Annotated in this window: 24 protein-coding genes and 1 riboswitch; of the genes, 7 read left to right on the top strand and 17 right to left on the bottom strand. The window is 38.9% G+C overall.

The features are described 5' to 3' along the window. Positions 1 to 37: 37 nt before the first annotated feature. A riboswitch (TPP riboswitch) is annotated at positions 38 to 147 on the bottom strand. Between the two features lie 53 nt (positions 148 to 200). Beyond that, positions 201 to 2,048 carry a monovalent cation:proton antiporter family protein gene (locus tag ACNO7B_RS05720; RefSeq protein ID WP_035700319.1) on the bottom strand — a complete coding sequence of 616 codons (1,848 nt, stop codon included), beginning with the start codon at positions 2,046 to 2,048 and terminating at the stop codon, positions 201 to 203. A 160-nt stretch (positions 2,049 to 2,208) separates the two neighbouring features. Between ACNO7B_RS05720 and prpE the strand changes: the two genes are divergently transcribed. Continuing rightward, entirely contained in the window at positions 2,209 to 2,952 is a 744-nt protein-coding gene (gene prpE / locus ACNO7B_RS05715; RefSeq protein ID WP_138825548.1) for a bis(5'-nucleosyl)-tetraphosphatase PrpE, read from the top strand. Positions 2,953 to 2,992: 40 nt separating this feature from the next. Here the strand turns inward: prpE and ACNO7B_RS05710 are convergent, their stop codons facing one another. From ACNO7B_RS05710 to ACNO7B_RS05695, 4 genes are all read right to left on the bottom strand, one after another. Next, the gene (locus ACNO7B_RS05710) at positions 2,993 to 3,886 is read right to left on the bottom strand and encodes an RluA family pseudouridine synthase (RefSeq protein ID WP_175415476.1); all 894 of its coding nucleotides are present in this window, start codon (positions 3,884 to 3,886) and stop codon (positions 2,993 to 2,995) included. A 17-nt stretch (positions 3,887 to 3,903) separates the two neighbouring features. Beyond that, positions 3,904 to 4,704: an NAD kinase gene (locus ACNO7B_RS05705; RefSeq protein ID WP_008355343.1), complete on the bottom strand. Its 801-nt coding sequence runs from the start codon at positions 4,702 to 4,704 to the stop codon at positions 3,904 to 3,906. 65 nt (positions 4,705 to 4,769) lie between these two features. Then, the gene (locus ACNO7B_RS05700) at positions 4,770 to 5,399 is read right to left on the bottom strand and encodes a GTP pyrophosphokinase (RefSeq protein ID WP_008348457.1); all 630 of its coding nucleotides are present in this window, start codon (positions 5,397 to 5,399) and stop codon (positions 4,770 to 4,772) included. 33 nt (positions 5,400 to 5,432) lie between these two features. Beyond that, positions 5,433 to 5,798, bottom strand: a complete 366-nt coding sequence (locus ACNO7B_RS05695) for a hypothetical protein (protein WP_008348459.1) — start codon at positions 5,796 to 5,798, stop codon at positions 5,433 to 5,435. Positions 5,799 to 6,015: 217 nt separating this feature from the next. On the opposite strand from ACNO7B_RS05695, the gene ACNO7B_RS05690 reads away from it, so the two are divergent. The 5 genes from ACNO7B_RS05690 to ACNO7B_RS05670 all read left to right on the top strand — a co-directional run bounded on the left by ACNO7B_RS05690 (position 6,016) and on the right by ACNO7B_RS05670 (position 9,435). Further along, positions 6,016 to 6,591: a CYTH domain-containing protein gene (locus tag ACNO7B_RS05690; protein ID WP_255233740.1), complete on the top strand. Its 576-nt coding sequence runs from the start codon at positions 6,016 to 6,018 to the stop codon at positions 6,589 to 6,591. A gap of 25 nt (positions 6,592 to 6,616) precedes the next feature. Continuing rightward, a complete protein-coding gene (locus ACNO7B_RS05685) occupies positions 6,617 to 7,381 on the top strand; it encodes a lytic transglycosylase domain-containing protein (RefSeq protein WP_008348461.1) in 765 nt (254 codons plus the stop codon). 277 nt (positions 7,382 to 7,658) lie between these two features. Then, positions 7,659 to 8,057, top strand: coding sequence for a thiol management oxidoreductase (locus ACNO7B_RS05680; RefSeq protein WP_007499001.1), 399 nt, complete (start codon positions 7,659 to 7,661; stop codon positions 8,055 to 8,057). Further along, positions 8,054 to 8,965, top strand: a complete 912-nt coding sequence (locus tag ACNO7B_RS05675; protein ID WP_007499002.1) for a ClpXP adapter SpxH family protein — start codon at positions 8,054 to 8,056, stop codon at positions 8,963 to 8,965. Before ACNO7B_RS05680 ends, ACNO7B_RS05675 begins: the two co-directional genes overlap by 4 nt. A gap of 296 nt (positions 8,966 to 9,261) precedes the next feature. Next, the gene (locus tag ACNO7B_RS05670) at positions 9,262 to 9,435 is read left to right on the top strand and encodes a hypothetical protein (protein WP_008348466.1); all 174 of its coding nucleotides are present in this window, start codon (positions 9,262 to 9,264) and stop codon (positions 9,433 to 9,435) included. A gap of 287 nt (positions 9,436 to 9,722) precedes the next feature. Here ACNO7B_RS05670 and pepF read toward each other — a convergent pair whose 3' ends face one another. The 4 genes from pepF to mecA form a co-directional block, all read right to left on the bottom strand. After that, positions 9,723 to 11,549: an oligoendopeptidase F gene (gene pepF, locus ACNO7B_RS05665; RefSeq protein WP_282706805.1), complete on the bottom strand. Its 1,827-nt coding sequence runs from the start codon at positions 11,547 to 11,549 to the stop codon at positions 9,723 to 9,725. Between the two features lie 214 nt (positions 11,550 to 11,763). Then, positions 11,764 to 12,924: a competence protein CoiA gene (locus ACNO7B_RS05660; protein WP_417901293.1), complete on the bottom strand. Its 1,161-nt coding sequence runs from the start codon at positions 12,922 to 12,924 to the stop codon at positions 11,764 to 11,766. Between the two features lie 162 nt (positions 12,925 to 13,086). Then, positions 13,087 to 14,607, bottom strand: coding sequence for a cardiolipin synthase (cls, locus tag ACNO7B_RS05655; RefSeq protein ID WP_008348473.1), 1,521 nt, complete (start codon positions 14,605 to 14,607; stop codon positions 13,087 to 13,089). 85 nt (positions 14,608 to 14,692) lie between these two features. Then, entirely contained in the window at positions 14,693 to 15,358 is a 666-nt protein-coding gene (mecA, locus tag ACNO7B_RS05650) for an adaptor protein MecA (RefSeq protein ID WP_417901292.1), read from the bottom strand. Between the two features lie 264 nt (positions 15,359 to 15,622). On the opposite strand from mecA, the gene ACNO7B_RS05645 reads away from it, so the two are divergent. Then, complete coding sequence (locus tag ACNO7B_RS05645) at positions 15,623 to 16,288, top strand: TerC family protein (RefSeq protein WP_007499010.1); 666 nt, start codon at positions 15,623 to 15,625, stop codon at positions 16,286 to 16,288. 40 nt (positions 16,289 to 16,328) lie between these two features. Here ACNO7B_RS05645 and spxA read toward each other — a convergent pair whose 3' ends face one another. From spxA to ACNO7B_RS05605, 8 genes are all read right to left on the bottom strand, one after another. Then, on the bottom strand, positions 16,329 to 16,724 hold the full coding sequence (gene spxA / locus ACNO7B_RS05640; RefSeq protein WP_003211421.1) for a transcriptional regulator SpxA: 396 nt from the start codon (positions 16,722 to 16,724) through the stop codon (positions 16,329 to 16,331). Between the two features lie 193 nt (positions 16,725 to 16,917). After that, positions 16,918 to 17,496, bottom strand: coding sequence for a GNAT family N-acetyltransferase (locus tag ACNO7B_RS05635; RefSeq protein WP_007499012.1), 579 nt, complete (start codon positions 17,494 to 17,496; stop codon positions 16,918 to 16,920). A 137-nt stretch (positions 17,497 to 17,633) separates the two neighbouring features. After that, positions 17,634 to 17,921 carry a hypothetical protein gene (locus ACNO7B_RS05630; protein ID WP_025207152.1) on the bottom strand — a complete coding sequence of 96 codons (288 nt, stop codon included), beginning with the start codon at positions 17,919 to 17,921 and terminating at the stop codon, positions 17,634 to 17,636. Between the two features lie 104 nt (positions 17,922 to 18,025). Then, positions 18,026 to 18,976: an ABC transporter ATP-binding protein gene (locus ACNO7B_RS05625; RefSeq protein ID WP_373467165.1), complete on the bottom strand. Its 951-nt coding sequence runs from the start codon at positions 18,974 to 18,976 to the stop codon at positions 18,026 to 18,028. Then, positions 18,945 to 20,006 (bottom strand): ABC transporter ATP-binding protein, encoded by a 1,062-nt coding sequence (locus tag ACNO7B_RS05620; protein WP_035392433.1) that lies wholly within the window; start codon positions 20,004 to 20,006, stop codon positions 18,945 to 18,947. The genes ACNO7B_RS05625 and ACNO7B_RS05620 overlap by 32 nt, the downstream gene beginning before the upstream one ends. 18 nt (positions 20,007 to 20,024) lie before the next feature. Continuing rightward, positions 20,025 to 21,053, bottom strand: a complete 1,029-nt coding sequence (opp3C, locus tag ACNO7B_RS05615) for an oligopeptide ABC transporter permease (protein ID WP_035392435.1) — start codon at positions 21,051 to 21,053, stop codon at positions 20,025 to 20,027. After that, the gene (gene opp3b / locus ACNO7B_RS05610; protein WP_035392438.1) at positions 21,053 to 21,982 is read right to left on the bottom strand and encodes an oligopeptide ABC transporter permease; all 930 of its coding nucleotides are present in this window, start codon (positions 21,980 to 21,982) and stop codon (positions 21,053 to 21,055) included. The genes opp3C and opp3b overlap by 1 nt, the downstream gene beginning before the upstream one ends. A gap of 109 nt (positions 21,983 to 22,091) precedes the next feature. Further along, positions 22,092 to 23,750, bottom strand: coding sequence for a peptide ABC transporter substrate-binding protein (locus ACNO7B_RS05605; protein WP_035392439.1), 1,659 nt, complete (start codon positions 23,748 to 23,750; stop codon positions 22,092 to 22,094). Positions 23,751 to 24,171: the final 421 nt, after the last annotated feature.

The following is a 24,171-nucleotide window of genomic DNA, read 5'->3' as shown; positions in this document are numbered from 1 at the left end:
CGCGTGGAAAGTGGTTTGGAATTTGTAAAAAGCATAGTCAAACACCGCACCACTTCCCTACGCAGGTATGAACCTGTTCAGGTAATGAGGGTCTAAAAGTCTACACTTTTATCTCAGCCCTTTTAAAGGACTCCCCTAGTGGATCAAACATATATTGTTGTACCTCTATCTTAATCAGGATTTGTTCATCGGTCAAGGGTTCATTGCAACTCTAATTGGGCTCTTAGTCCTGCCACATACTCCCGGGAGCCAGACACAAGCACGCGGTCACCGCTTCTAAGCGTCGTATCCCCATGCGGTACTAAGCTGTCAATTCCTCTAAAAATACGGACAAACACCAAATCGCCGGTAAAAGGAAATTCCCGCAGCATGACATTATGATACCGATGATTGTTCATTTGAATTTGATACAAAGAAGAATCCTCATTTGTTAACAAGCGAATCGCATCAGGTGCTTCAATCAATGCCCTCAGCACCGTTTTAGATGATAGGAAGTTAGAAAAGGTATCGATCCCTGCTTCCTTTAATGTCAGCTCGGCTTCTGCTTTGTTGACACTTGCAATGACTTGTTTAGCTCCTTCTTCTTTTGCAAATAAAGCAATTTCCTTATTTTTCGTTTCACTGCCTGTAGCCACAACGAGCACATCCTCTTGCCCGATGCCAGCCTGTCTGAGCGTATCATCGTCATATTGTTCAATCGCTTCAACTTCAAAGATGGAGTCAGCAAGCAAGGCTTCTTTATTTTCCTGAAAGACGTGTAAAATACGGATGTCATATTCATCCTGATGCAAATCAAGCGTCACAGGTAACGTCAGCTGATTCGCCCCAATAAACGTCACACGCTTTTTATGATTGGTTTCACGTTCTTGTTTAAATAACGCCTTAAACCAAACAGGCGTTAAAATACTCGTGAGCACAGCGACTAGAATAAGGGCTCCTGACATTTTATGATCAATGACACCAAGCCGCTCACCAATCGTTGCAGCAGCAATGACAAGGGATAACGTCGAGGTTAATAAAAAACCAGAACCAATGACTTTTTTCATGTCATACCATTTTTTTAAATAAAGAATCGGAACGAGTTTACTAAGCAATAATGCGATAAACAGCAGCGGAATCATGATCATGATGGTTGGATCTTTAAAGAGTGACCATATATTCAGGTCCACACCGACCATCACAAAAAAGATCGGAATTAAAAATCCATAGCCAAACGAGTCCAGCTGCTGTACGAGTTCTTTATTAGGCGAAAGAAGAGACACAAGCACACCTGCTAAAAAAGCCCCAAGAATATTTTCAGCACCGAGTGATTCAGATAAGGCAACTAAGACTATAATGAGAGTAAAGATGGCTCTTGTCCCAATTTGCACCGTTCCTTTTGACATGGACTGAAAAATGGACTTTGTCTTAAATACCCGGCCAAATAAATAAAGAAGAATACCTGCCCCAAATAATAATAAGAGCAACCACATGTTCCCTGTTCCATCGCCATAAATGGAGGAAAACACAGCAAGTAAAATCATTGTCACCAAATCAGCAATGACGGCTACAAGCAAAATGATTTGACCAATATTCGTCTGCATCAACTTTTCCTCTTTTAAGGTAGGAACTACCACACCCAATGAGATGGTGGAAATAATAAGCGTCATTAAAAAGGCATTTTGAATAAATCCTGCAAGGACAAACGCATAAGACAGGATAAAGGACATACAAAATACGCCAACAAAAATAATGGTCGCTGTTTTAAATGTATTCGGTTCTTTTAAACCATTTGGCAGTTCTCGCGCTTTCTTCTTTGATTCAAAAGAAGAAAAATCTATTTCAAGTCCACTTAAAAACATAAGAAAAATAAAACCTAGCATGGATAACGTATCTAGCCATGCGTCGTGTTCAACAACTAGTTGAAGACCGCTTTTTCCAATGATGAGCCCCATGATGATTTCAGCGACAACGACCGGGATGGTCAGCTTAAATCGGTGCAATAAAATGGGGGTGAAAAAGGCTACAATAATAACGACAACGAGTGATGAAACAGATGTATGCTCCATTGGCTAAAGCCTCCTAACATTCATGTTTAATTTTTAAGTTTTACGTTAAAGCATTGATTCTAACAATTGCCCAAATGAAATGAAAGCCATTCGTTATATTTTCTAAAATTCAAACTTCTTTATATCCGATAAATGGATGAAAAAATCAGGAGGAACCTTTATGAAATTCGATATCATCGGCGATATCCACGGCTGCTACGAAGAGCTGCTTACCCTCATACACAAACTAGGATACGAACTCAAACACGGACTACCTGTCCACCCTGATAAGAGAACACTGGCCCTTGTTGGTGATTTAACAGACCGCGGCCCTCGATCAGTTGCCGTGATGCAATTTGTCATACACGCCTATTCTAAGGGCGCCATCCGCTATGTGCCTGGCAACCATTGTTTTAAGCTGTATCGCTATTTGAAAGGAAATCCCGTAAAATTACTGCACGGCATTGAAACAACGGTGAACGAAATCAAAAACCTGCCGCATGATGAACAAACCATTTTATCACGTGAATTTAAACATTTATTTGAAAAGGCACCGCTTTATGATGTACTGATTCCGAATGAACTGATCATTGCACACGCAGCAATGAAGGAAAAGGATATTGGCAAAAAACCGAACAAACAGATGAGGTCTTATCTATTATTTGGAGCAGTCACCGGAGAAACATGGCCAGACGGTCGACCTGTCAGGAAGGACTGGGCAAAGGAATATCACGGAAAACCATGGATTGTGTACGGGCATACACCCGTAAAAGCACCAAGATTTATCGGTAGAACGGTTAACATTGATACAGGCTGCGTCTTTGGCCACAAGCTCTCTGCCCTTAGATATCCAGAGCTTGAGACAGTATCTGTTCCTTCATCTATGCCATTTGATGATTCAAGATTTCAGCATTTCACGCAATAAAAAACCCGGTCCACCATGACAGGTGACCGGGTTTACTTGTTTACTGAAGCAATAATGTCATATCATCCGGCAAAGGAGCCGAAAAGGTCATGGACTCCCCTGTTATCGGATGCGGAAAAACAAGGGTTTCACTATGAAGTGCCTGCCTGCCTATTCTCTCGCTTGTTCCACCATATAGCGTATCTCCAACAAGCGGATGACCAAGGAATTGCATGTGAACACGAATTTGATGAGTTCTTCCCGTTTCAAGGGTGAGGGACACATCAGACATATCTAAATGAGTATGTACCGCCCGCACCGTATAATGTGTTACGGCTTCCTGACCAGATTCATCCACCATTCGTTCAATAATGCTGTCCCCTTTTCGAGCAATTTTTGCTCTAATTGTTCCTTCCTTTTGCGTGATCATGCCATGTGTCATGGCTCTATATGTTCGCTTGACTTCCCCTTTTTTCTGCGCCTTTGATAAAAGGCTGTGTGCAAAGCGATGTTTAGCGACTAACATGACACCAGAAGTATCACGATCAAGACGGTTCACCAAGTGGACAGTCAGTCGAACAGACTGCTTAGCATAATGGTGAAGCAGTCCATTTGCAATACTATGCTCAGGGTGCTCTCGAGAAGGAATCGATGGGATATACGGCTTTTTATTCAGCACAAGCACGTGCTCGTCCTCAAATAAAATATCAAGCGGAATGGCCGCAGGTTTTAGCCCTTCACTCACTTTTTCCTCAGGGAATAAAATGGTGAGCCTGTCTCCCTCGCGCAGCTCATATCTCACGGTCACATGCTCTCCATTAATCAGAAGGTCACCGCCATCAAATTTAATATCTGTCAGCATTCGTTTTGAAATGCCAAGATCGATTAAGTAGTCCTTCAGCAGCCTGCCTTCTTCTTTGGCTGATATGGTTTTGTTTATCTTAAAGTATTCCAGCGAGAACAACCTCTTTCTTATTCTCCTTTGCCGATAAAGGAATCTTGCACCCTTTTCCAAAACGGAAATGGTCTAAATCGGGCAAACCGGACATTCTCGTCTGCCACTCGGCATTGAATGGATTTCACATCTTTATGCAGCAGCGACAAATGATCTATCGTCACCTGAAAATCCACATCATTAATCGGTTTGATCACACACGTATGGTGGTCCGGCAAAATGAGCGGCGAACCGACCGTTCTAAACACTCTGTTGTTGATTGAAGCCATTTCTGCCAGCTGGATCGCCCTAATGGATGGGTGAATAATAGCCCCGCCAAGTGCCTTATTATAGGCTGTACTACCAGATGGTGTAGACAAACAAAGACCATCTCCTCTGAATGTTTCAAAAAGCTGACCCCTAATCTCAACATCTGCCACAAGTGTACCTTCCATACTTTTAATCGTACATTCATTCATTGCTAAATATTTTTCTTCCCTGCCCCCATCGTTGTACCTGACGATGACTTCAAGAATCGGATATTCCACAATATGATAAGGCGTTTTGGCAATGGCTAACACAAGCTTTTCAATTTCACTCGGGACCCAGTCCGCATAAAAACCAAGATGGCCTGTATGTACGCCGACAAAAGCGGTTTCGTTCAGACGGTTGCTATACCGGTGAAAAGCGTATAAAAGGGTTCCGTCTCCGCCAACTGTAATGACGAGATCGGGTTCCTCTTCATTTAATTCCATTCCAAAATCCAATAAGTAGGTCTGTATTTTATTTTTAAGTGTGTCAGATACAGAATTCCCTTTCGAAGAAACTGCAAATTTCATGAATTCTTCTCCTTTTCCACCTTGCTGCGACGAGAAAGCAGCATCATATTTGATCAAGCTTATGCTCAACTATCGTTTTTCTTTTTCCGGGAAAATGCCACTTGCGCTTCTTGAATTTCCCCTCTGATTTCAGACATCTCATCATCAAGAAGAGATGCTGCCTCAGAAGCTCTTTGAAGGCGCTGCTTGACCTTCTCCGGGATATTCCCGCTATATTTATAATTCAGAGAATGCTCGATGGTCGCCCAAAAGTTCATGGCTAATGTACGGATTTGTATTTCGACGAGGAGCTGCTTCTCTCCATTGATCGTTTGCAGCGGATATAACACAACAAGGTGGTACGAGCGGTATCCGCTTTCTTTATGTTCTGCAATATAGTCGCGTTTATCTACAACCACAAAGTCTTTTCGTGACTGAAGCATTTTCTTGACGACTTGTATATCTTCTACAAATTGGCACATAATGCGAAGCCCTGCAATATCCTGCATTGTTTCAATCTCATGCATCGGGATGTTTTTACGCTTTGCCTTTTCCAATATGCTGGCAACGGGTTTCACTCGGCCAGTGACAAATTCTACTGGTGAATGGTCATCCTCAAATTCATACAGTTTTCGAATGCCTTTTAGTTTCACTTTTAATTCTTCGACTGCTTGCTTATATGGTGCGAGGAATTGATCCCATTGTTTTTTGTCCATGAAACTTCCCCCAATTCCAAATACCTAATTATTTCAGAGGAATGTGCTCTTCACTTTCTCTTCCATATCTCCGTAATTGGCATTGTCTTTAATATTGTCGATTAAATAGTTTAATTCCTGATGAAGTTGAATGAGTTCTAGCGTTTGCTCTTCCGCCGCCAAATAGACAGGGATTTCACGATTCATTGCTTCTTTTAATGGAGCCCATGTATGTTCTCCTAAAATAAGATACGTAAAAGACTCCTCAGTCTCAAGTATGTAAACGAACGCAAAGTGATCAGAATCAACAAGCATTTGTCCTGATGCTTTTGCTTTTTGAATTTGCTCATCTGACTGGACCGTCAAGATCAGCCTGTCTTCTTTTAAAGTTGCTTCTGTGATTTCAATTCTGTTTTGCATCATGATCTCCTTTACAACAAAGTACAGCTTTATTTTATCATATCAAGTTCAATATTGATAAACCGAACTTTTTGAGAAAATTTGATTTCTCCATTTCGTTGTTCATTTTGCCTCATTTAGCATCTATATACGTCTCTTTTTAAGGAATAAATAAGAAAAAAAGAAGCTTTTCATGTACAATAATCATATTTCCTCTAAATGAAAGGTTGATGTCAAAATGGCACAGGAAATTGAGATAGAACTAAAACAATTATTAATGAAAGAAGAATTTGAACAGCTAAAAGAATATTTTCAATTAAAGGACGAGGACTTCCACACTCAAACCAACTATTATTTTGATACACCTCAATTTGATATAAAATCCAAATTCGCTGCATTACGAATGAGAGAAAAAGGCGGGCAGTGGGTCCTCACATTAAAGGAACCGCATAAGATCGGCCTTTTGGAAACTCACCAAACGATCGATCCTCCCGCAAGTCTTGAACATTTCCATCTGCCAGAAGGTGAAGTGGCAGACAGATTAGTAAACCTTCACATCCAAAAAGATCAAATCGTGTATTTTGGTTCACTGGAAACGTCAAGAGCAGAAAAAATGATCAAAGAAGGCTTAATTGTTTTGGATCACAGCCGATATTTAACAGTAGAGGACTATGAACTTGAATTTGAAGTGAGCGATTTAGACATTGGACAAGCCGCTTTCACAGCATTGCTTCAGCAATTTCAGATCCCACCAAGACACACGAAAAACAAAGTCGCACGTTTTTATGAAGAAAAAATGAAAACAAAAGAATAGATGAATTCCTTGAAGGAGGAACATGATGAACGTCAATCAACTTCAATCCTTTATGCAGCTTCAAGCACTCAAAACGTTACAATCTGATAATGGACAAACACAACTCACAGCTGGACAAGAATCAAGCGCTGAGACTTCATTCCAGTCGCTGTTGCAAGATTTTTTAGGCGGATCTGAATTATCTCGTCTCCCGCTTTCCATTTCTGCTTTCATGGGATCGGACCCATCTACGTCTCCGAACACGCAATATGCACGCATGAACCCATATTTATCTGCGATAGCAGGCAGTGAGCAGCTTCAATCTCAGTCTCTTTATGCAAATGACAGCCAATTGAATACCGCAAATGGTATTGGAAACGTCTTAAATAACAGCTACACACCGCCGCTTCAAAAAGCTGTTTCAGGCTCTTCATCAAAAGAGATTAATCAGATCGTCTCACAAATGGCTCAAAAGCACGGAGTTCCAGAAAAGCTGATCCACGCAGTGATCAAGCAAGAATCCGGTTATCGCACGAATGCTGTCAGCCATGCTGGTGCACTTGGACTGATGCAGCTTATGCCGTCTACTGCTAAATCACTTGGCGTGAACAATGCCTTTGATGCAGCCCAAAACATTGAAGGCGGAACGAAGTATTTAAAACAAATGCTTCAAAAATATAATGGAAATGTCTCACTCGCCTTAGCCGCTTATAACGCAGGCTCAGGGAATGTAGATAAGTACGGAGGCATTCCTCCATTTAAAGAAACACAAAATTATGTAAAGAAAATCACAGCTCAATATTTCGCCTAAACCGAAGAGAATAACCTCTTCGGTTTTTTGTATGTCGCTTTTCACCCTTTTTTGACTGAATGTGTTATGATATGGTCAATTGAACACGGAACCTGTCTCCCTCACTATTCCCAAAGGACCAAAGCGGTTTGTTTGTGGAATTGAGTTGAGGTTGTTAAAATAAGTATACAAGAATAGAAACAACAAAATAGAACAAACTGAATATCACTTTTGAAATACATGAAATTCGCAATAGGGTGAGCCATCCTATTAGCTACGAGTTAAAGGAGTAGTCAACATGGTACAATCGTTTAACGCACCTTACGAAGCGGTTGGAGAGGAACTTCTATCGCAACTTGTTGATACTTTTTATGAAAATGTAAAGTGTCATCCTTTGCTTCATCCTATTTTCCCGGATGACTTAAAAGAAACAGCAAGAAAACAAAAACAGTTCTTAACTCAATATTTAGGCGGACCGCCGCTTTATACTGAGGAGCATGGTCACCCAATGCTACGGGCGAGACATCTCCCTTTTCCGATTACTGAGGAGCGGGCGGACGCATGGCTTGAATGCATGGAGGATGCAATGGATCAAGTAGGACTAACCGGCGATATTCGTGACTTTTTATTTGAGCGACTGTCTTTGACGGCTCGTCACATGGTCAACCAAATACCTGAAAAGGACGGACGATCTTGAGCTGCAATCCGCATGAGCAATATTTCTCACATTGTCACGGACATCCTCAAAAGCCGATTGAAATCTATGTATTCATTGATCCTCTCAGCCCGGACTGCTGGTTATTAGAGCCATCAATTAAAAAGTTGAAAATGAAATATGGCCGTTTCTTCACTTTACGAACGGTTACAAGTTCTAGTATTAATGCTTTGAACCGGAAACGAAAAAAACATTTACTAACCGAAGCGTGGGGGAAATTTGCCACGAAAACTCAGACCAAAAAAGAACAAATGCTGTCTGAACAAATTGTGACATCACCTTATCTCGCCTCTCTTGCATTAAAAGCAGCTGAACTACAGGGCAGAAAATGCGGAATGAAATTTTTACGACTTATTCAAGAATCGCTTTTTTGCCATCAGCAAGACGTCACCAGTGAACAAGTCTTGCTAGAAAATGCAAAAACGGCTGGACTGGACATTGAAGAGTTCCAGCGAGATATCCATTCTCAAAGTGCTGTCAAAGCGCTCCAATGTGATATGAAAATCGCAGCTGAAATGGATGTGTCTGAGCTTCCCACTTTCGCCTTTTTTAATACGATCAATGGTGAAGAAGGATTAAAGATTTCAGGTGCATATTCTTATGATATTTACGAGGAAATTCTCTTTGAAATGATTGGCGAAAAACCAACACCTTCAGAACGACCGCCAATTGAATGGTTTATCGCTTACTTTCAATTTGCATCAGCAAAAGAAATTGCCGTTGTATATGACCTGACCCTTGAAGAAGTTGAGCGCGAGATGAAAAAACTCGCATTTGCTAAAAAGGTAGAACGTGTACAAGTACATCAGGAAATGTTTTGGCGTTATACAGAAGGAGACAATCATTCAGATCTTGATGTCTACCGCTGTGAGAATGAACATGGGTGCTGACCCATGTTTTTTCTTAACTCCAAAAAAGAACATTTGTTCTATTTATAAGTACGAAGAAACCGCGCCGGGATAAGCGCGGTTTCACTATGTCTTAACGACAACAAAGGGGATGGGAGAAATTTTTCACGGTCAAACAAAGGGGTAATGTTTGTATGTGATTAATTTCACATCTGTAGTATATCAAATTTTGTCGACTTATGACAACCGATATACTATATGTTCATATTTTTGTCACAAAACATAAGAGGACTGTCACTTTCATATAGTGAAAGTAACAAAAAAATGGGGGGATCTGCATGCGCAGCACAACCATTGGACTTGTTGCCATTGGCTTATGTTTCTGTTTAAATATATTAGGCTTAATGAAGATGCTACCTCTTTACCTGACATCTCCACTCCTATTCGCTTCCATTCTCTTTACACTCTATCGAATGAATCACCGAAAAACCTTCAAAGGATTTAAAGCGTAATCATTGAATGTACAAACCTCGTTCATATAGACGAGGTCTAGCGTGTAGGCAAACCCTCGCATTCGGTGTCAGTCCTGCGTGCTGGTGCTCACGAATGTCAAATTCGCTCTGCGCGAGTAACTCGACCTTCCTAGCTGCAAAGGTTTTCTATCACGCTAAAAAGAAGTCAAAGGGCTAAAATCAAGTTCATCTTAGCCCTTTGTCAACAATCTGGTCTTTTTTATTTCAAGAAAAAACTCCTGCCAAAAGGTGAGTTTGCACTCACACATCTGACAGAAGTCTTCTCGTTACTCACCAGTCTTTGAGATGAGCTCTTCCATTTCCTTTAATTTTTCTTCAAACAATTGACATGCTGCCTCAATTGGTTCTTTTGATGCCATATCTACACCAGCTTTTTTCAGCACGTTAATTGGATAGTCAGAGCTTCCTGCTTTAAGGAAGTCTGTATAGCGCTCCACTGCAGGTTTCCCTTCTTCTAAAATTTGCTTACTTAATGCCTGAGCCGCACTATAGCCTGTCGCATATTGATACACATAATAGTTGTAATAGAAATGCGGAATTCGGGTCCATTCTAATCCGATTTCCTTATCCACAACCATACCGTCGCCAAAATACTTCTTATTCAGGTCGTAGTACAGGTTCGTCATAAACTCTGGCGTTAATGCCTCCCCTTCTTGCGCTTTCACATGAATCAGGTGCTCGAACTCTGCAAACATCGTTTGTCTGAATACCGTCCCTCTAAATCCTTCTAACAAGTGATTGAGCACATACAAGCGCTGCTTTTTGTCCTCTAAATGATTGAGTAAGTATTCACCTAGTAATGCTTCGTTTGTTGTAGAAGCAACTTCCGCTACAAAAATGCTGTAGTTTCCGTACGGATATGGCTGATGCTTTCTTGTATAGTAGCTATGAACAGAGTGACCAAATTCATGAGCCAGCGTAAATAAATTATCAATATTATTTTGCCAGTTCATTAAGATATAAGGATTCGTACCATAGCTTCCAGAAGAATATGCGCCGCTTCGTTTCCCTTTATTCTCATAAACGTCTACCCAGCGATTTTCGAGTCCCTCTTTTAATACCGAAACATATTCTTCTCCTAATGGAGCTAACCCTTTCAGCATATAATCCTTTGCTTCATCATAGGTCAGCTTCATGCCAGCATCTTTTACTAATGGTGTATACAAGTCATAATTGTGCACTTCATCAAGCTTTAATACCTTTTTACGCAATTCAATGTAGCGGTGTAATAACGGTAAATATTGATGAACTGTATCAATTAGATTGTCATACACTTCTTCAGGAATACTGTTGCGTGATAACGCTGCTTCTCTTGCCGATTTGTAATGACGTACTTTCGCATAAAAATTATCCTTTTTAATCGAGCCGCTGAGTGTAGACGCTAAAGTATTCTTATATTGATCATACGTTTTATAAACGGCTTTAAAAGCATTCTTTCTCACTTCACGATCATCACTGTTTAAAAAGGTAATGAAGTTGCCATGAGTAATTTTCTTTTCTTCTCCATTTTCATCCTTAACAGAAGGGAACGAAATATCTGCATTATTAAACATACTAAACGTAGTGGATGATGTTGATAAAGGTTCAGAGGCTTCAGCTAATAAAGCTTCTTGCTCTTCACTTAAAATATGCGGACGCTCTTTGTTAATTTCTTCGAGAGCGTGAGAATAAAGTTTTAATTCTTCTTTTTCCAAAATGAATTGCTGCAGCTTATCTTCTTGAATAGATAAAATTTCCGGAACAATATAGGCAGATGTACTAGACAGCTGTGTAAATAAATTGGATGCTTTATCATTTAAAGCCTGAAATGATGAATTTGTTGTATCTTCATCGTATTTCATGTGCGCATATGTATAAAGCTTGCCAAGCTTTTCAGAAAGTTGATCCTGAAATGTTAGGGCTTCATACAAGACATCAGCAGAATGGGCCAGCTTGCCTTTAAATTGGGCGAGCTTCGGAATTTCTTTTTTTACAGCTTCGAATTCCTTATTCCAAGAATCGACACTTTCAAAAATATCTTCAAGGCGCCATTTGTTTTCTTCTTTTACTTCGCTTCTGTCTGGTAAATGATTGTTGTTATTTTGTGAAGTCATATGAATCCCCCTTGCATGAGTTGTGTTGAACCAACCTTTCGGAAAGTGAAAGAAATTGGTGTTGTATTTATCTTCTTTGTTTTGAACTATATTTGTCAAATCATATGCAGAAATAAATACCAAACAAACTAAAAAAATGAGAAAAAAGCGTTTCTTTCTATTCAATAGCAGCACCACCTTTTTCTTATCATGATCAAAGTGGGCATGAAACATGCTAATGAAATAAGAAAGCATCTCGTTTTATCGCTTCATCTGCTGTTCGTATAGGCTTTTGATTCGACGTTACTTGATAATTACCCTCTTTCGTCATGTATAAAAACCCTAGTTTCACAAGCGCCCGTACATATGAAATGATCACCTCTTTGATTTCTTCTATTGTGACATTGGTATATCGGAGCTTCACTTCTTTATTCTGGACACATCGCTCAATTTCTTTTAAAAGAAGATGAATGGTCACTTGTTCTTTTCCCTTTCTAACCATCCAATCATAAAGACATCCTTGCCACACATAAACAGGGCTTGAAAAGATATATGCTTCTGTCAGGGGGATAAATAATTCTGTCGGTAGAAATGGCCATGCTGTTTGATGATGCTCATAAAAAATGGTTCTTAAACGCTTGCTTTCATTTGCTAAAATGCGGGGTGGCCGCTCCCTAAATTGCCGAATACACTTGAGCCACTCTTTATACAATTGATGATTGCTCGAGGAAACAGATAAGAGTGCTGGTAGTTGGCGATAAGCTGAAGGCGGTCTAACAGTCATTGAGGCACATATTTTCGTTGGCTGAAACACGAGAAGTTGATCCAGGTGGATGAATCTATTTTGGATCGGACAATAAAAAATGAGTCTCCTATTCTTTGACTGCCTTAAAATGCCCCAATGAATGGAGGAGAATGAAAAGAGCTGGCCAGCCATTCGTTTTAAACGATTCGCCCCTATGATCCATATAGGATAGAGCCCCGCAGCACGGAGACCTTCCGTTCGTTTATGTAGCTCTTTCCACGAAATATTTGCACATTGAAATTCGATGGCATAGCTTTTATTTTCTATAGCAACGGTCACATCAGGGCGCTGCTGAATGTTTGAGACATATTTCTCTAGTAACGGCTCATATCCAAGCTGTGTGAGCCAATCCTTAAGAGCAATCTTCCCTGCCTGATGATAAGCTGTTTCACCGGTGGACGCTAATGGACATGCCGAGAGCTGTTTATGTGCAAAATGATGGACACGATGCTCACCTAGCTTTAATAGAACCTCCTGCCTACATTCAGGACAGTAAAATTTGCACGTAGCTCTTACATGCTCTAGCCGCCTTTTAGTCAGATGTTGTGTGATGCGAATCAGCTTGCCATTCTCCATGATTGCTGCATTCATATATTTCGCCCCTTGCTCTTTGATGACCGTATTATAGCTTTTTCTCTCATCAGGAAGCGAATATCGAAAATGAATTTTTATCGTATCAAAACACGATTTCAACCTACTTTCCCTTAGTAAAATAAAAAATCCCCCTTTTAGAAAAGGGGGGAAATACAATTTTTATAAAAGAGGTGATAATAATCTTGCTGTTGATTCAAACAGCCTCACCCTTAAAGGCCTCTTCGCAAATTCTTCTGGAACAATTTCATGTGACTGCTCTAAGTCACCTAAGAAGTCGTTGACCAGCTTCTCTGTGCTTTTTGTTTTGTAGAGGAAAGCATTCACTTCAAAGTTCAGATGAAAACTTCTCATATCCATATTTGCTGTACCAATTGATGCTAGCTCACTATCCACAATGATAAACTTACTATGCATAAAGCCTTGATCATATTCATATACCTTCGCACCTGCTTCTAAAAGTTCGGGGAAGTATGAACGGGACGCATGAAATACGATGCGTTTATCTGGATTTTTCGGCGCAATGATTCGTACATCGACTCCGCTCAAAGCAGCAATTTTCAGTGCGGACAAAATATCATCATCAGGTACAAAATAAGGTGAAGCAATCCAAATTGATTTTTTGGCGGAGATAATCATGGAGAAAAAGAGATTTTTAATGACTTCCCACTGTTTATCAGGACCACCAGCAATCATTTGTACTCCTTCTGCTCGACTCTCCATATGACTGAAATCTTTAAAATAATCCACACCCGAGCATCTTTCATTGGTCATGTAATACCAATCCTGCATAAAAATTTGCTGCAAATCACGAACGGCCTCACCTTTAATCATCAGGTGCGTATCACGCCAAAATCCATATTGTCTGCTTCTGCCCATATATTCGTCCCCAATGTTAAGTCCGCCGACAAATCCTACTTCTCCATCAATCACCACGATTTTCCGGTGATTTCGGAAATTGATTTTATTATTTAATAAGGGCAGTCTCACTGGTAAAAACGGAACGATCTGCACGCCAGCCTTTTCTAAGTCAGCAATATATTGACGAGAGAGTTTTAGGCTGCCTACATCATCATATAAAAAGCGGACAATCACACCACTTTTTGCTTTCTCGATTAAAATGTCCTTTAATTCTTGTCCCAGATCATCATGACGGAGAATATAATATTCTAGATGAATGTGATGTGTTGCTTTTTTGATCTCTTCAAAAATATGAGAGAACGTTTCTTCTCCATTGGTCAGAACTTTAGAGGATGTGCGATACGTAATAGGGGTATGTCCAAGTCTGTGGGCCAGTTTAAATAAGAGCTGCTGATGGTCACCCATATGAGTCATTTTTTCAATCGCTTCTCTGTGGATACGTTCATCTTCCTGGACAAGCTGTTCGTCTAGTACCGCTTTCTTTTCAAAAAGTCTGCGCTTTTTAATATTGCGTCCAAAGAAAATATAAAACAAAAACCCGAAAAGCGGAAAGCTCCCAAGCAGCACAAGCCACGTAATCGTTTGAGAGGGGTTTCTGTTTTCTAAGAAAATAACAAACCCGATGAAGATAATCGATAAAGTGAATAGAACACTGACGGAACTTAATACACTTACCGCTAGATCACCGGCAAAAATTTGGATAATCAAATAAGCACCTATCGTAATGATAAGAAAAAATAGAACTTTGACTACATTTCTCATTTCATTTTCTCCTTGCCGATCACTTTGTTTACTTTTTCATTCAGATAAAAAAGTCGATTCCTCTATAGAAATCGACTTTTGGTTGTTACGAGAAGTGCTGTTGAATCGTTTCAAGCGCATTCTCTTTGACAATCAGCTGACCGTATTCTTGCAGTCTGTAGATGCTGACCACTGATTCATGAGCATATTCAAGCAGAATACTAAGCTGATTCTCCACCTGCTCATCTGACAAATCCTCGTGGAAGTCAACATATAGATAATAACGGTTTTCAAACGAATATAAACTTGTCGTAAAATCCTGCATATTTAATTGAGAAAGTGCAATCAAATCTTCAAAGTCATCCATTTTCAATACGAACTGAAGTTGAAGTTTTTTGTCCTTCTCATTATGATCTTCTTGATCTTGCTCTTCTTTATGAAAATCATCAAGCAGAGCATCTAAACTTTCTTCATCTGTTTGATCTTTTTTATCTTCTGGAATCGGCAATTCGAGCTTTTGTCCATCTTTAGAAAGTTGGGCTTTTGTCACGACAATTTCAAGACCTTTATCAAGTGCCTGTACTTGAATCCAAAGTGGTCCCTCTACTGCAAATTCTTCTTCTTCGTGCACTTCGTCCATCACTTCCCAGAACAGCTCTTCACTGCGCTCACGATTATACCAAATCTCTTCACGGTCAAAACCGCGATCTTCAATATCACCGTAGGAAATATAAAATTTGACTGTATGTTCATTTATTCTTTCGATTTCCATTTTGCCAACCTTCCCTTCTATATAAGATGTTGAAGGGACATACAAGCTCCCAATTAATAGTACTTTACTACACTTTACCCGTTCCGTCTACATGTTAACCATTTAAAGAAATGAGGTATTGCTGTGTACTGTCTATTTTATGATAAAACATGAATAAAAGAAATAAAAACGCATTTTTTGCAGAGAAAACTTGCAGAAACATATATTTGAATTGTCTTCATATATTGGTTGTACGAGCTATTTTAGTGAAATGAGGTGAACTGGATGGAAACAGAGTGGATCGTATCCTTACTGATGATTATTGGCATAGACCTCATACTAGGCGGAGATAATGCATTAATCATTGCGATGGCCAGTCGAAGCTTATCAAATGAAAAACGAAACAAAGCCATATGGATCGGCACACTTTTGGCAGTGCTGATGAGAATCACCATGACTGGTGCTGCCGTTTATTTATTGACCATCCCCTATTTGCAATTTATCGGCGGTCTCTTTCTCCTTTATATAGGATACAATTTGTTAATTGAACAAAAGAAAGAATCCATTCGGATTAAAAGCAGCGGCTCCCTTTGGCGTGCTGTTCAGACCATCGTGATTGCAGATCTTTTTATGTCACTTGATAATGTGATCGCTGTTGCAGGGGCAGCTAAAGGGAACATGGTGCTCACTGCCTTTGGCTTAATGATTTCAGTCCCGATTATTATCTGGGGGAGTAAGCTGATTCATGCAGCACTAACCAAGTTTCCGATTCTTTTATACGGAGGGAGTGCACTTTTAGCTTTTACTGGCGGAGAAATGATTGTCCGTGATGTAAAACTGAATGAATTTATGGCGCAGCATACAACACTTGAATTGTTGCTTCCTTTTTTAACCGTCGCAACCGTTATTTTAGCCAGTCTCTTTTACGAACAAACGGCTGAAAATAAATAAAAAAAGCTGCCAAATGATCGGCAGCTTTTCGTGTTGTCTATTAGTTAGCAAGTCGCTGAGCTTCTCGAAGTTGGAATGTACGAACCGTTCTAGGAAGGAAACGTCTAATTTCATCTTCGTTGTACCCAACTTGCAGTCTTTTTTCATCCAAAATAATTGGACGTCTTAGAAGACCAGGGTGCTCATTGATTAGTTTATACAATTGTTGAAGCGGCATTGTCTCAACATTTACATTTAGTTTTTGGAATACTTTAGAACGTGTTGAGATAATTTCATCTGTACCATCTTCCGTCATACGAAGAATCTCTTTGATTTCATCGATTGAAAGAGGCTCAGAAAAAATGTTTCTCTCTTGGTATGGAATATTGTGCTCTTCTAACCACGCTCTTGCTTTTCTACATGATGTACAGCTTGGTGATGTGTATAATGTTACCATAAATCTTCACTCCTCAATTTGTAGAATGAATATTGATCTGTATTCTTAAATTAAAATTGTTCTAAATAAGTAATCTTTATAGTGATTATACTATAAAAAAGTAAGTGTGAACAGATTTTCTTGCAATTTTTGTGACAAAAACTAGACAATTTCATTCTTTTTGTGCTGATGTTTGAAGTCTGAACATTCTCATTTAGTCGAGATGATCGAAAATATTTTTTTGTTTTCTATTTTCAACGAGCTTCAGCACATCATCAACATCCTCATACGATTGTCCATACCATTCTTCGTCTTTATACGTATGGATTCCTTCGTACGTCTTTCTCATGGCCTCCATCATTTCTTCCTCATTATCTGTACGAGGCGACCAATAAAGAATTTCCATGCGGTTCACTTCATTTGTTGCAAGTGACCTGCGTTTATAACCAATTGATTCAGCATGCTTGAAGTGCTCTCTCTGATAAAACTTTAGGCGTTTTGCAGTATCTGCATCATCTTCATCTACAGGCTCGACCTCAAGCAAGATCGGTTTTCTTTTTTCCTTCAGCTTATGAATGAGCTTTGAGCCGAGGCCTTCACCTCTTGCATCCTTGGAAACAAATAAATAATCAATAAAGATGAAAGAATCAAATTCAGCGTACATCATCACATGATGAGGCCCTTCTTCTTTATGATAAATATCACTTCTTTCCTTTAATAAAGCTTCCATATGCTCTTTTGACTTCATTTCTTCTATCGGGAAGTATTCACTGAGCTTTTCATACCAATTCATGGATCCGCTCCTTATGATGTAGTTAAGAACCACTTCCTTATCTATTCCCGATTTCCTGCTATTTAAACGCCTGTACTAGTAAGACGCAACAATGCCATTGGTGGTTTCACTTTTTTTCAAGAGAAAGCAAAAAAGTTTTATATCGAACGATTCATGAGCATTTGAAAGCAAGCAAACAAAAGAAGTGTCATGGCGATCTGAAACATGATGAAATAAAGGTACTTCATACGCCGGACTTCTTCCTTCTGTTTATTCGTGCGCCGATACACAGCAAATTCAACCGAAAACGAAATGATGCAGATGAGCACTAAAAATGCGATCATCCACTTTCCTCCGTTTGGTTCCGTTAAAAAAGATATTGAAAATAGCATCGTGACGATAAAAAAGTGAAGACATGAATAGCGAAACGTCTTCCATAACAACATTTGATTTCCTCCTGGTTTACTCATTTTATATAAAAATTACCATCAACTTGTTTTTTTGTAAAATAAAAAAGAAGCACTGATATCGCAGTGCTTCTTCTCTGTTCTTATTGTTTTGCTTTGATCTCTTTGAATTCTTCCTCAGTACAGCTGACAAAGTGACCTGGCTTCACTTCACGAAATTCCGTATTTGTTCCTTTATGAACAGATGGATCGTATTTAATCCGTTTGCGGTTACGCTCATAATCAGGATCTGGAAGCGGAATCGCAGATAGTAATGATTTTGTATATGGATGAAGCGGGTTTTCATATAATTCATTCGCTGGTGCCAGCTCAACCAATTTCCCAAAATACATCACACCGATACGATCGCTGATATATTTCACCATGGAAAGGTCATGGGCAATGAATAAATACGTTAAGCCTTTTTCTTCTTGCAATTCTTTCATTAAGTTGACAACCTGCGCTTGGATGGACACATCTAGAGCAGAGATTGGCTCATCGGCAATGATGAAATCCGGCTCAACAGCTAACGCACGAGCAATCCCAATACGCTGCCTTTGACCACCTGAAAATTCATGCGGGTATCTATTCGCATGCTCTTTATTCAAACCAACTGTTTCAAGCAATTGATACACACGCTCTTTACGTGCTTGTGCTGATTTTGCAAGACCATGAATATCGATACCCTCTGCAATAATATCCACAACTTTCATTCTTGGATTGAGGGAGGCATATGGATCCTGAAAGATCATTTGCATTTTTCGGTTAAATTGTTTAAGATCTGTTGTTGATTTTTTATCATGCACATTCTGCCCGTTAAAAATAACTTCGCCACCTGTTGCATTGTATAGACGAATGATGGTTCTCCCAGTAGTGGATTTCCCGCAACCAGATTCACCTACAAGGCCCAATGTTTCACCTCTATAAATGTCAAAGCTGACATCATCAACAGCTTTTACTTCATTAGGTTTACCCACATTAAAATATTGCTTAAGATTTTTCACTTGTAAAATAACATCTTTTTCACTCAATGTGATCCCCCCCTTTTTGCGCATTAAATTGTCGCATTCTTTGCTTAATTGATTCAGGAGGTTCTACTTTTGGCGCGTTAGGATGTAAAAGCCATGTAGCAGCAAAATGAGTTTCTGATACTTGATATAAAGGCGGCTGCTGTTCAAAATCAATTTTCATTGCAAATTGATTTCTAGCCGCAAATGGGTCTCCTTTTGGAGGATTCAACAAATCAGGCGGCGTGCCTGGAATGGCAAACAATTTCTCCTCTTTTGCATCAAGACTTGGCATAGAGCTCAGTAATCCCCAAGTATATGGATGTTTTGGGTTATAGAAGATCTCATCTACGGTGCCAATTTCAACAATTTGACCACCATACATAACCGCTACACGATCTGCTACATTCGCAACGACCCCTAAATCATGTGTGATAAAGATGATAGATGTTTCAATCTTCTTTTGAAGATCTTTCATCAGTTCTAAGATTTGGGCTTGAATGGTTACATCTAAAGCAGTAGTTGGCTCATCTGCAATTAAAATTTTCGGATTACAAGCAAGAGCTATTGCAACGACAACCCTTTGTCGCATCCCACCAGAAAATTGATGGGGGTATTGCTTGAACCTCTGTTCCGGTTTCGGAATACCTACAAGACTCAAAAGCTCAAGTGCTCTTTTTTTAGCTTCTTCTTTACTTGCATTTTGATGTTTTAAGATGGGTTCTATAATTTGCTTGCCAATTGTCATAGTCGGATTCAAAGATGTCATTGGATCTTGAAAGACCATGGCAATATCTTTCCCTCTTATTTTCTGCATCTGTTTGTCAGAAAGTTTTGTTAGGTTTTTACCTTGAAACAAAATCTCTCCTTTTTTCACTTCGGAGTTAGATTTAGGAAGCAGACCCATGATTGATTTAGAAGTTACCGATTTACCAGAGCCTGATTCTCCAACAATGGCAAGCGTCTCACCTTTTTTCAATTCAAAATTCACACCTCGAATTGCCTTAACTTCGCCAGCAAATGTGTGGAATGAAATATTTAAGTCATTTACTTTTAAAATCGTTTCTTGTTTATTCATCAACATCACCGCCCCGTACTAATCTTTCATTTTTGGATCAAGTGCATCTCTCACACCGTCGGCAACAAGGTTAAAGACGATCATGATAACACTAATGATAATTGCTGGATAAACCATCTGATATGGGAAAGCGATCATTGATTTAAACCCATCTTCAATTAATGTCCCTAGTGAAGCTTGCGGCTCTTGCAGACCTAATCCAATAAAGCTTAAGAAAGCTTCAAAGAAGATCGCACTAGGAATAGTGAACATTGTATTAATAATCATCACACCTGTTAAGTTTGGCAACATGTGCTTAAAGATAATTTTAAAGTTACTTAATCCCAAAGTTCTAGCGGCTAGTACATATTCCTGTTCTTTCAGCTTCATGACTTGAGCACGCACGACCCTAGCCATACTGATCCACCCGGTAATACTTAGTGCAATAATAATTGGAATAATCCCTGGTTTTAAGACGAGAATCATTAATATGACAACGATTAAGTTTGGAATCCCCATTAGAACTTCCAAAATACGCTGCATCGCATTATCAATTTTCCCACCGAAATAACCAGAAATAGCGCCGTAGGCAACACCAATAATTAAATCGATCACAGCTGCAACAACAGCAATAAGCAGTGAGATTTGAGTTCCTTTCCACACACGTGTAAATAGATCTCTCCCAAGATTATCGGTACCGAACCAGTAGTAATGTTCAATCCCTTTTTGTTCATATGGATTAACCACATCACCATTTTTTAGTGTTCTTTCACCAGTAAAAGGTAAGAAACTAACATGCTCTAATCCTTGGATTCGAGGCGGTAAGTTCGCTTCAGACGTTGTTTGAGTACTAAAGTCTTTGCCACTAATTAATGGTCCGACGAGCGCCATGAATACAATTAAAAATAAAATCACCATACTAACAACAGCGGCTTTATTCTTTTTAATTCTAAGCCATGCGTCTTGCCAATAATTTAGACTTGGTTTTTCAATTTTTTCAGCAGATAATGTATCAACACCAGCGGGTTCAAACAGACTTTTATCAATATTTTCTTCTTGCTGTTTCATTATTTGTTACCTCCCGCTACACGAATTCTAGGATCGATAATTCCATATAGAATATCGACAATAAATACAACCACTACAAAAAGAACGGCAAATAAGATAGTTGTACCCATGATGACTGGGTAGTCGTTTACTGTAATGGCTTTAACAAACTGCTCACCAATTCCAGGAATTGAGAAGATTTTTTCTATTACTAGTGATCCCGTCATTAAACTAACAGTCAATGGACCAAGTACTGTGACAACAGGTATTAAAGCATTTCTCATTGCATGTTTAAATGCGATCTCAAAATAGCCTGCTCCTTTTGCTTTTGCAAGCAAAATGTAATCTGTCTCAAGTACTTCAACCATTTCTGTTCTCATAAAACGAGCACAAATGGAGATAGGGAACATTGCTAACGCTATAGTAGGTAAAATTGTATATTCAAACCCATTCCAAAATTGAGTTGGTAATAACCCCAATTTCACCGCAATATAGTACTGAAGTAATCCAGCGAATACAAAACTCGGAATTGATTTACCGATAACTGCCAAGAAAGTAGCAGAGTAATCCACCCATGTGTTCTGTCTTAAAGCTCCAACTACTCCCAAAAAGATACCAACAATCGTTCCTAAAATAATCGCTTGAAGGCCTAGGACAGCAGATGGTCCTACTCGATATGAAAGAAGTTCTGTTACGGAGGTATTGTTGAATTGGAATGAAACACCTAAATCCCCAGTGAATGTATTAATCATGTAATGAAAATATTGAACAGGAATTGGCTGATCTAGTCCATATTTTGCATTAAGTACAGCTTGTTGAGCTTCTGACAACTTTTGCGCATTAACAAAAGGAGAACCCGGAATAAGTTTCATTAAGAAAAAAGTGATTGAAACAATGATGAAGAGGGTAACAACCATGTAGGCAACCCGTCTAATTAAGTATTTCAGCATACTTGCACCTCCTGATAAAACTGACTTTTCTGTATATTTCGACATATTTCTCTCAGTGAAAAAGAGAGTATATTCAGAGAATACACTCTCTTTTCTATAAGATTGTTAATTATCCTTCAATTTTCATCCATTTGTAGCTGAATTCAGGTCCAACTTTGTGAATGACAAATCCTTTTACTTTGTTATTAATCAGATAGTTAGTTGCTCTCTGATAAATTGGTGAAAGTGCTGCGTCATCTTGTAATAATACTTTTTCAGCTTCTTGTAAAGCTTTCCAGCGTTCTTCAGGTTTTGCAGCTAATTTGCCAGATGCATCTTTTAACAACTGATCATATTTTTTATCTGAGTAACCCATGTGGTTGTTTCCGCCACCTGTGATGAACAAGTCAGAGAACGTGATCGGATCAAGGTAATCTGGACCCCATCCAGCCATCTGAAGATCGTAATCCTCTTTCTTATCACGATCAATACGAGTAGCGAAAGGAACACTTTGAATATTGATATCTAAGCCAGGTAAAGTTTTCTCGAGCTGATCTTTAATGAAAGCACCGATTGTTTTAGCTGTCTCAGAATCATCACCTAAGTAATTAAGCGTTACTTTAGACGTTCCTAATTCTTTCAACCCTTTTTCAAAAAGCTTTTTCGCTTCATCTTTATTAGTTTCTAAGTATTTAGGCATTCCATCACGGAAGTCTTTTCCGCTTTCATCATGTACGAAATCTTTTGGAATTTGATAGTATGCAGCAACTGAACCATTCTGCAACACATCATTTACAAACGCTTCTTTATCAATTGCCGTTGCAATTGCGCGACGAACGTTTTCATTCTTTAAAGATTTATTTCCTTGGTTCATTTTCAACCAGAACACAGTAGGTTCTAGTAATCTTTTCATCCGCTTATCACCTTCGTATTGAGAGATGATGGCAGGTGTTGATAATTTAGGTGTAATATCAGCTTCTCCCGCTTCAAATGCGTTAACAGCTGCTTGTGGATCTTTAGATACTTTAAAAGTAAGTTTTGTCATAGAGACGTTCTTTTTGTCCCAATATTCTTCATTCTTTTTGTATTCCCAAGTAGTTGCTTGTGGGCCATCCCAAGAAGAAAGTTCAAATGGTCCGTTGTATACAAGGTTCTTTGCAGTCTTCGCATATTTGTCACCTTGTTCTTTAACGAACTTTTCATTCACTGGGTAGAATGTTGGGAATGAAAGCAGAGATTGGAAGTAAGGAATTGGTTTTTCAAGTGTAATTTGCAGTTCTTTATCGCTTACAGCTTTAATTCCTAGTTCCTCAGGCTTTGCTTTTTTGTTGTATACTTTATCAGCATTCTTAATTTTACCAACCATCATATATGGGCCATACTCAGACTTTTGTTCTGGATCTAAAGCACGTTGCCATGCATATACGAAGTCTTGAGCTTTAACTGGGTCACCATTAGACCATTTTGCATCTTTAATTTTGATGTTGTAAACTGTTTTATCTTTGTTAGCAACTGGTTCCCCATCAGCCATACCAGGCACTAATTCTTCTTTATCGTTGAAACGATACAAACCTTCAAACACGTTATTCATAGTCGTAAAACTGATTGTATCACTCGCTTGGATTGTATCCATTGCAGGCATTTCCTGTGATTCTAAAATTGTAGCCTCTTGTTTTGAATCTTTGGATGCAGTGCCCTTGTCGCTACTTTGTTTACCTGAACATGCAGATACAAAAATAGTCAGCACCAATAAAAAAACTAAAAGCAGTGAAAATTTAGACTTTTTCATCTAGTTGTTGACCTCCCCTTCATAAATGAACTACAGGAACTATTATACTAGCAAATAAGTAATTGTGCATTCATTTTTTTAAGAAAATTTTCATATTTCCACTGTTTTTTAATATTTTTATTAAAAAATTGAAATAATTTGGTTATTTTTCTGAGATTTTGTGATCTTAAATACCTAATCAGAGGTAATCCTGTCTATACAATTGGCAATCTTCATGATTCATTGTAAACTGATATCAAGAAATTGATTAAAACAACAGCTTCGTTCCTTGTTTCGTTTTTCTTATATAGTGAAAGTCTTGAATTAAATGTTTTTATTGCTATTTTAGTACAGTAAAGTTTTAATGCGCAGGAGTGATTGTTATTAGATTTTTTATTCTTTTACTTAGTTCTAATGGCCTTGTTTTCATTTTAAGCTTCCT

The sequence above is a fragment of the Bacillus sp. AK25 genome, from assembly GCF_048270685.1.
In the GTDB taxonomy this organism is placed as follows: domain Bacteria; phylum Bacillota; class Bacilli; order Bacillales; family Bacillaceae; genus Bacillus; species Bacillus altitudinis.
This window is presented reverse-complemented; position numbering and strand designations above follow the sequence as displayed.

Bases quoted from the DNA above. Each gene is read 5' to 3' on its own strand.
- ACNO7B_RS05720 (WP_035700319.1), bottom strand. From the start codon at position 2,048: ATGGAGCATACATCTGTTTCATCACTCGTTGTCGTTATTATTGTAGCC.
- opp3b (WP_035392438.1), bottom strand. From the start codon at position 21,982: ATGCTGAAATACTTAATTAGACGGGTTGCCTACATGGTTGTTACCCTC.
- ACNO7B_RS05705 (WP_008355343.1), bottom strand. From the start codon at position 4,704: ATGAAATTTGCAGTTTCTTCGAAAGGGAATTCTGTATCTGACACACTT.
- ACNO7B_RS05695 (WP_008348459.1), bottom strand. From the start codon at position 5,798: ATGCAAAACAGAATTGAAATCACAGAAGCAACTTTAAAAGAAGACAGG.
- ACNO7B_RS05690 (WP_255233740.1), top strand. From the start codon at position 6,016: ATGGCACAGGAAATTGAGATAGAACTAAAACAATTATTAATGAAAGAA.
- ACNO7B_RS05605 (WP_035392439.1), bottom strand. From the start codon at position 23,750: ATGAAAAAGTCTAAATTTTCACTGCTTTTAGTTTTTTTATTGGTGCTG.
- ACNO7B_RS05630 (WP_025207152.1), bottom strand. From the start codon at position 17,921: ATGTTGTTATGGAAGACGTTTCGCTATTCATGTCTTCACTTTTTTATC.
- opp3C (WP_035392435.1), bottom strand. From the start codon at position 21,053: ATGAAACAGCAAGAAGAAAATATTGATAAAAGTCTGTTTGAACCCGCT.
- ACNO7B_RS05635 (WP_007499012.1), bottom strand. From the start codon at position 17,496: ATGAATTGGTATGAAAAGCTCAGTGAATACTTCCCGATAGAAGAAATG.
- ACNO7B_RS05625 (WP_373467165.1), bottom strand. From the start codon at position 18,976: ATGCGCAAAAAGGGGGGGATCACATTGAGTGAAAAAGATGTTATTTTA.
- mecA (WP_417901292.1), bottom strand. From the start codon at position 15,358: ATGGAAATCGAAAGAATAAATGAACATACAGTCAAATTTTATATTTCC.
- prpE (WP_138825548.1), top strand. From the start codon at position 2,209: ATGAAATTCGATATCATCGGCGATATCCACGGCTGCTACGAAGAGCTG.
- ACNO7B_RS05680 (WP_007499001.1), top strand. From the start codon at position 7,659: ATGGTACAATCGTTTAACGCACCTTACGAAGCGGTTGGAGAGGAACTT.
- ACNO7B_RS05660 (WP_417901293.1), bottom strand. From the start codon at position 12,924: ATGAATGCAGCAATCATGGAGAATGGCAAGCTGATTCGCATCACACAA.
- cls (WP_008348473.1), bottom strand. From the start codon at position 14,607: ATGAGAAATGTAGTCAAAGTTCTATTTTTTCTTATCATTACGATAGGT.
- pepF (WP_282706805.1), bottom strand. From the start codon at position 11,549: ATGACTTCACAAAATAACAACAATCATTTACCAGACAGAAGCGAAGTA.
- ACNO7B_RS05670 (WP_008348466.1), top strand. From the start codon at position 9,262: ATGCGCAGCACAACCATTGGACTTGTTGCCATTGGCTTATGTTTCTGT.
- ACNO7B_RS05645 (WP_007499010.1), top strand. From the start codon at position 15,623: ATGGAAACAGAGTGGATCGTATCCTTACTGATGATTATTGGCATAGAC.
- ACNO7B_RS05700 (WP_008348457.1), bottom strand. From the start codon at position 5,399: ATGGACAAAAAACAATGGGATCAATTCCTCGCACCATATAAGCAAGCA.
- ACNO7B_RS05620 (WP_035392433.1), bottom strand. From the start codon at position 20,006: ATGAATAAACAAGAAACGATTTTAAAAGTAAATGACTTAAATATTTCA.
- ACNO7B_RS05685 (WP_008348461.1), top strand. From the start codon at position 6,617: ATGAACGTCAATCAACTTCAATCCTTTATGCAGCTTCAAGCACTCAAA.
- spxA (WP_003211421.1), bottom strand. From the start codon at position 16,724: ATGGTAACATTATACACATCACCAAGCTGTACATCATGTAGAAAAGCA.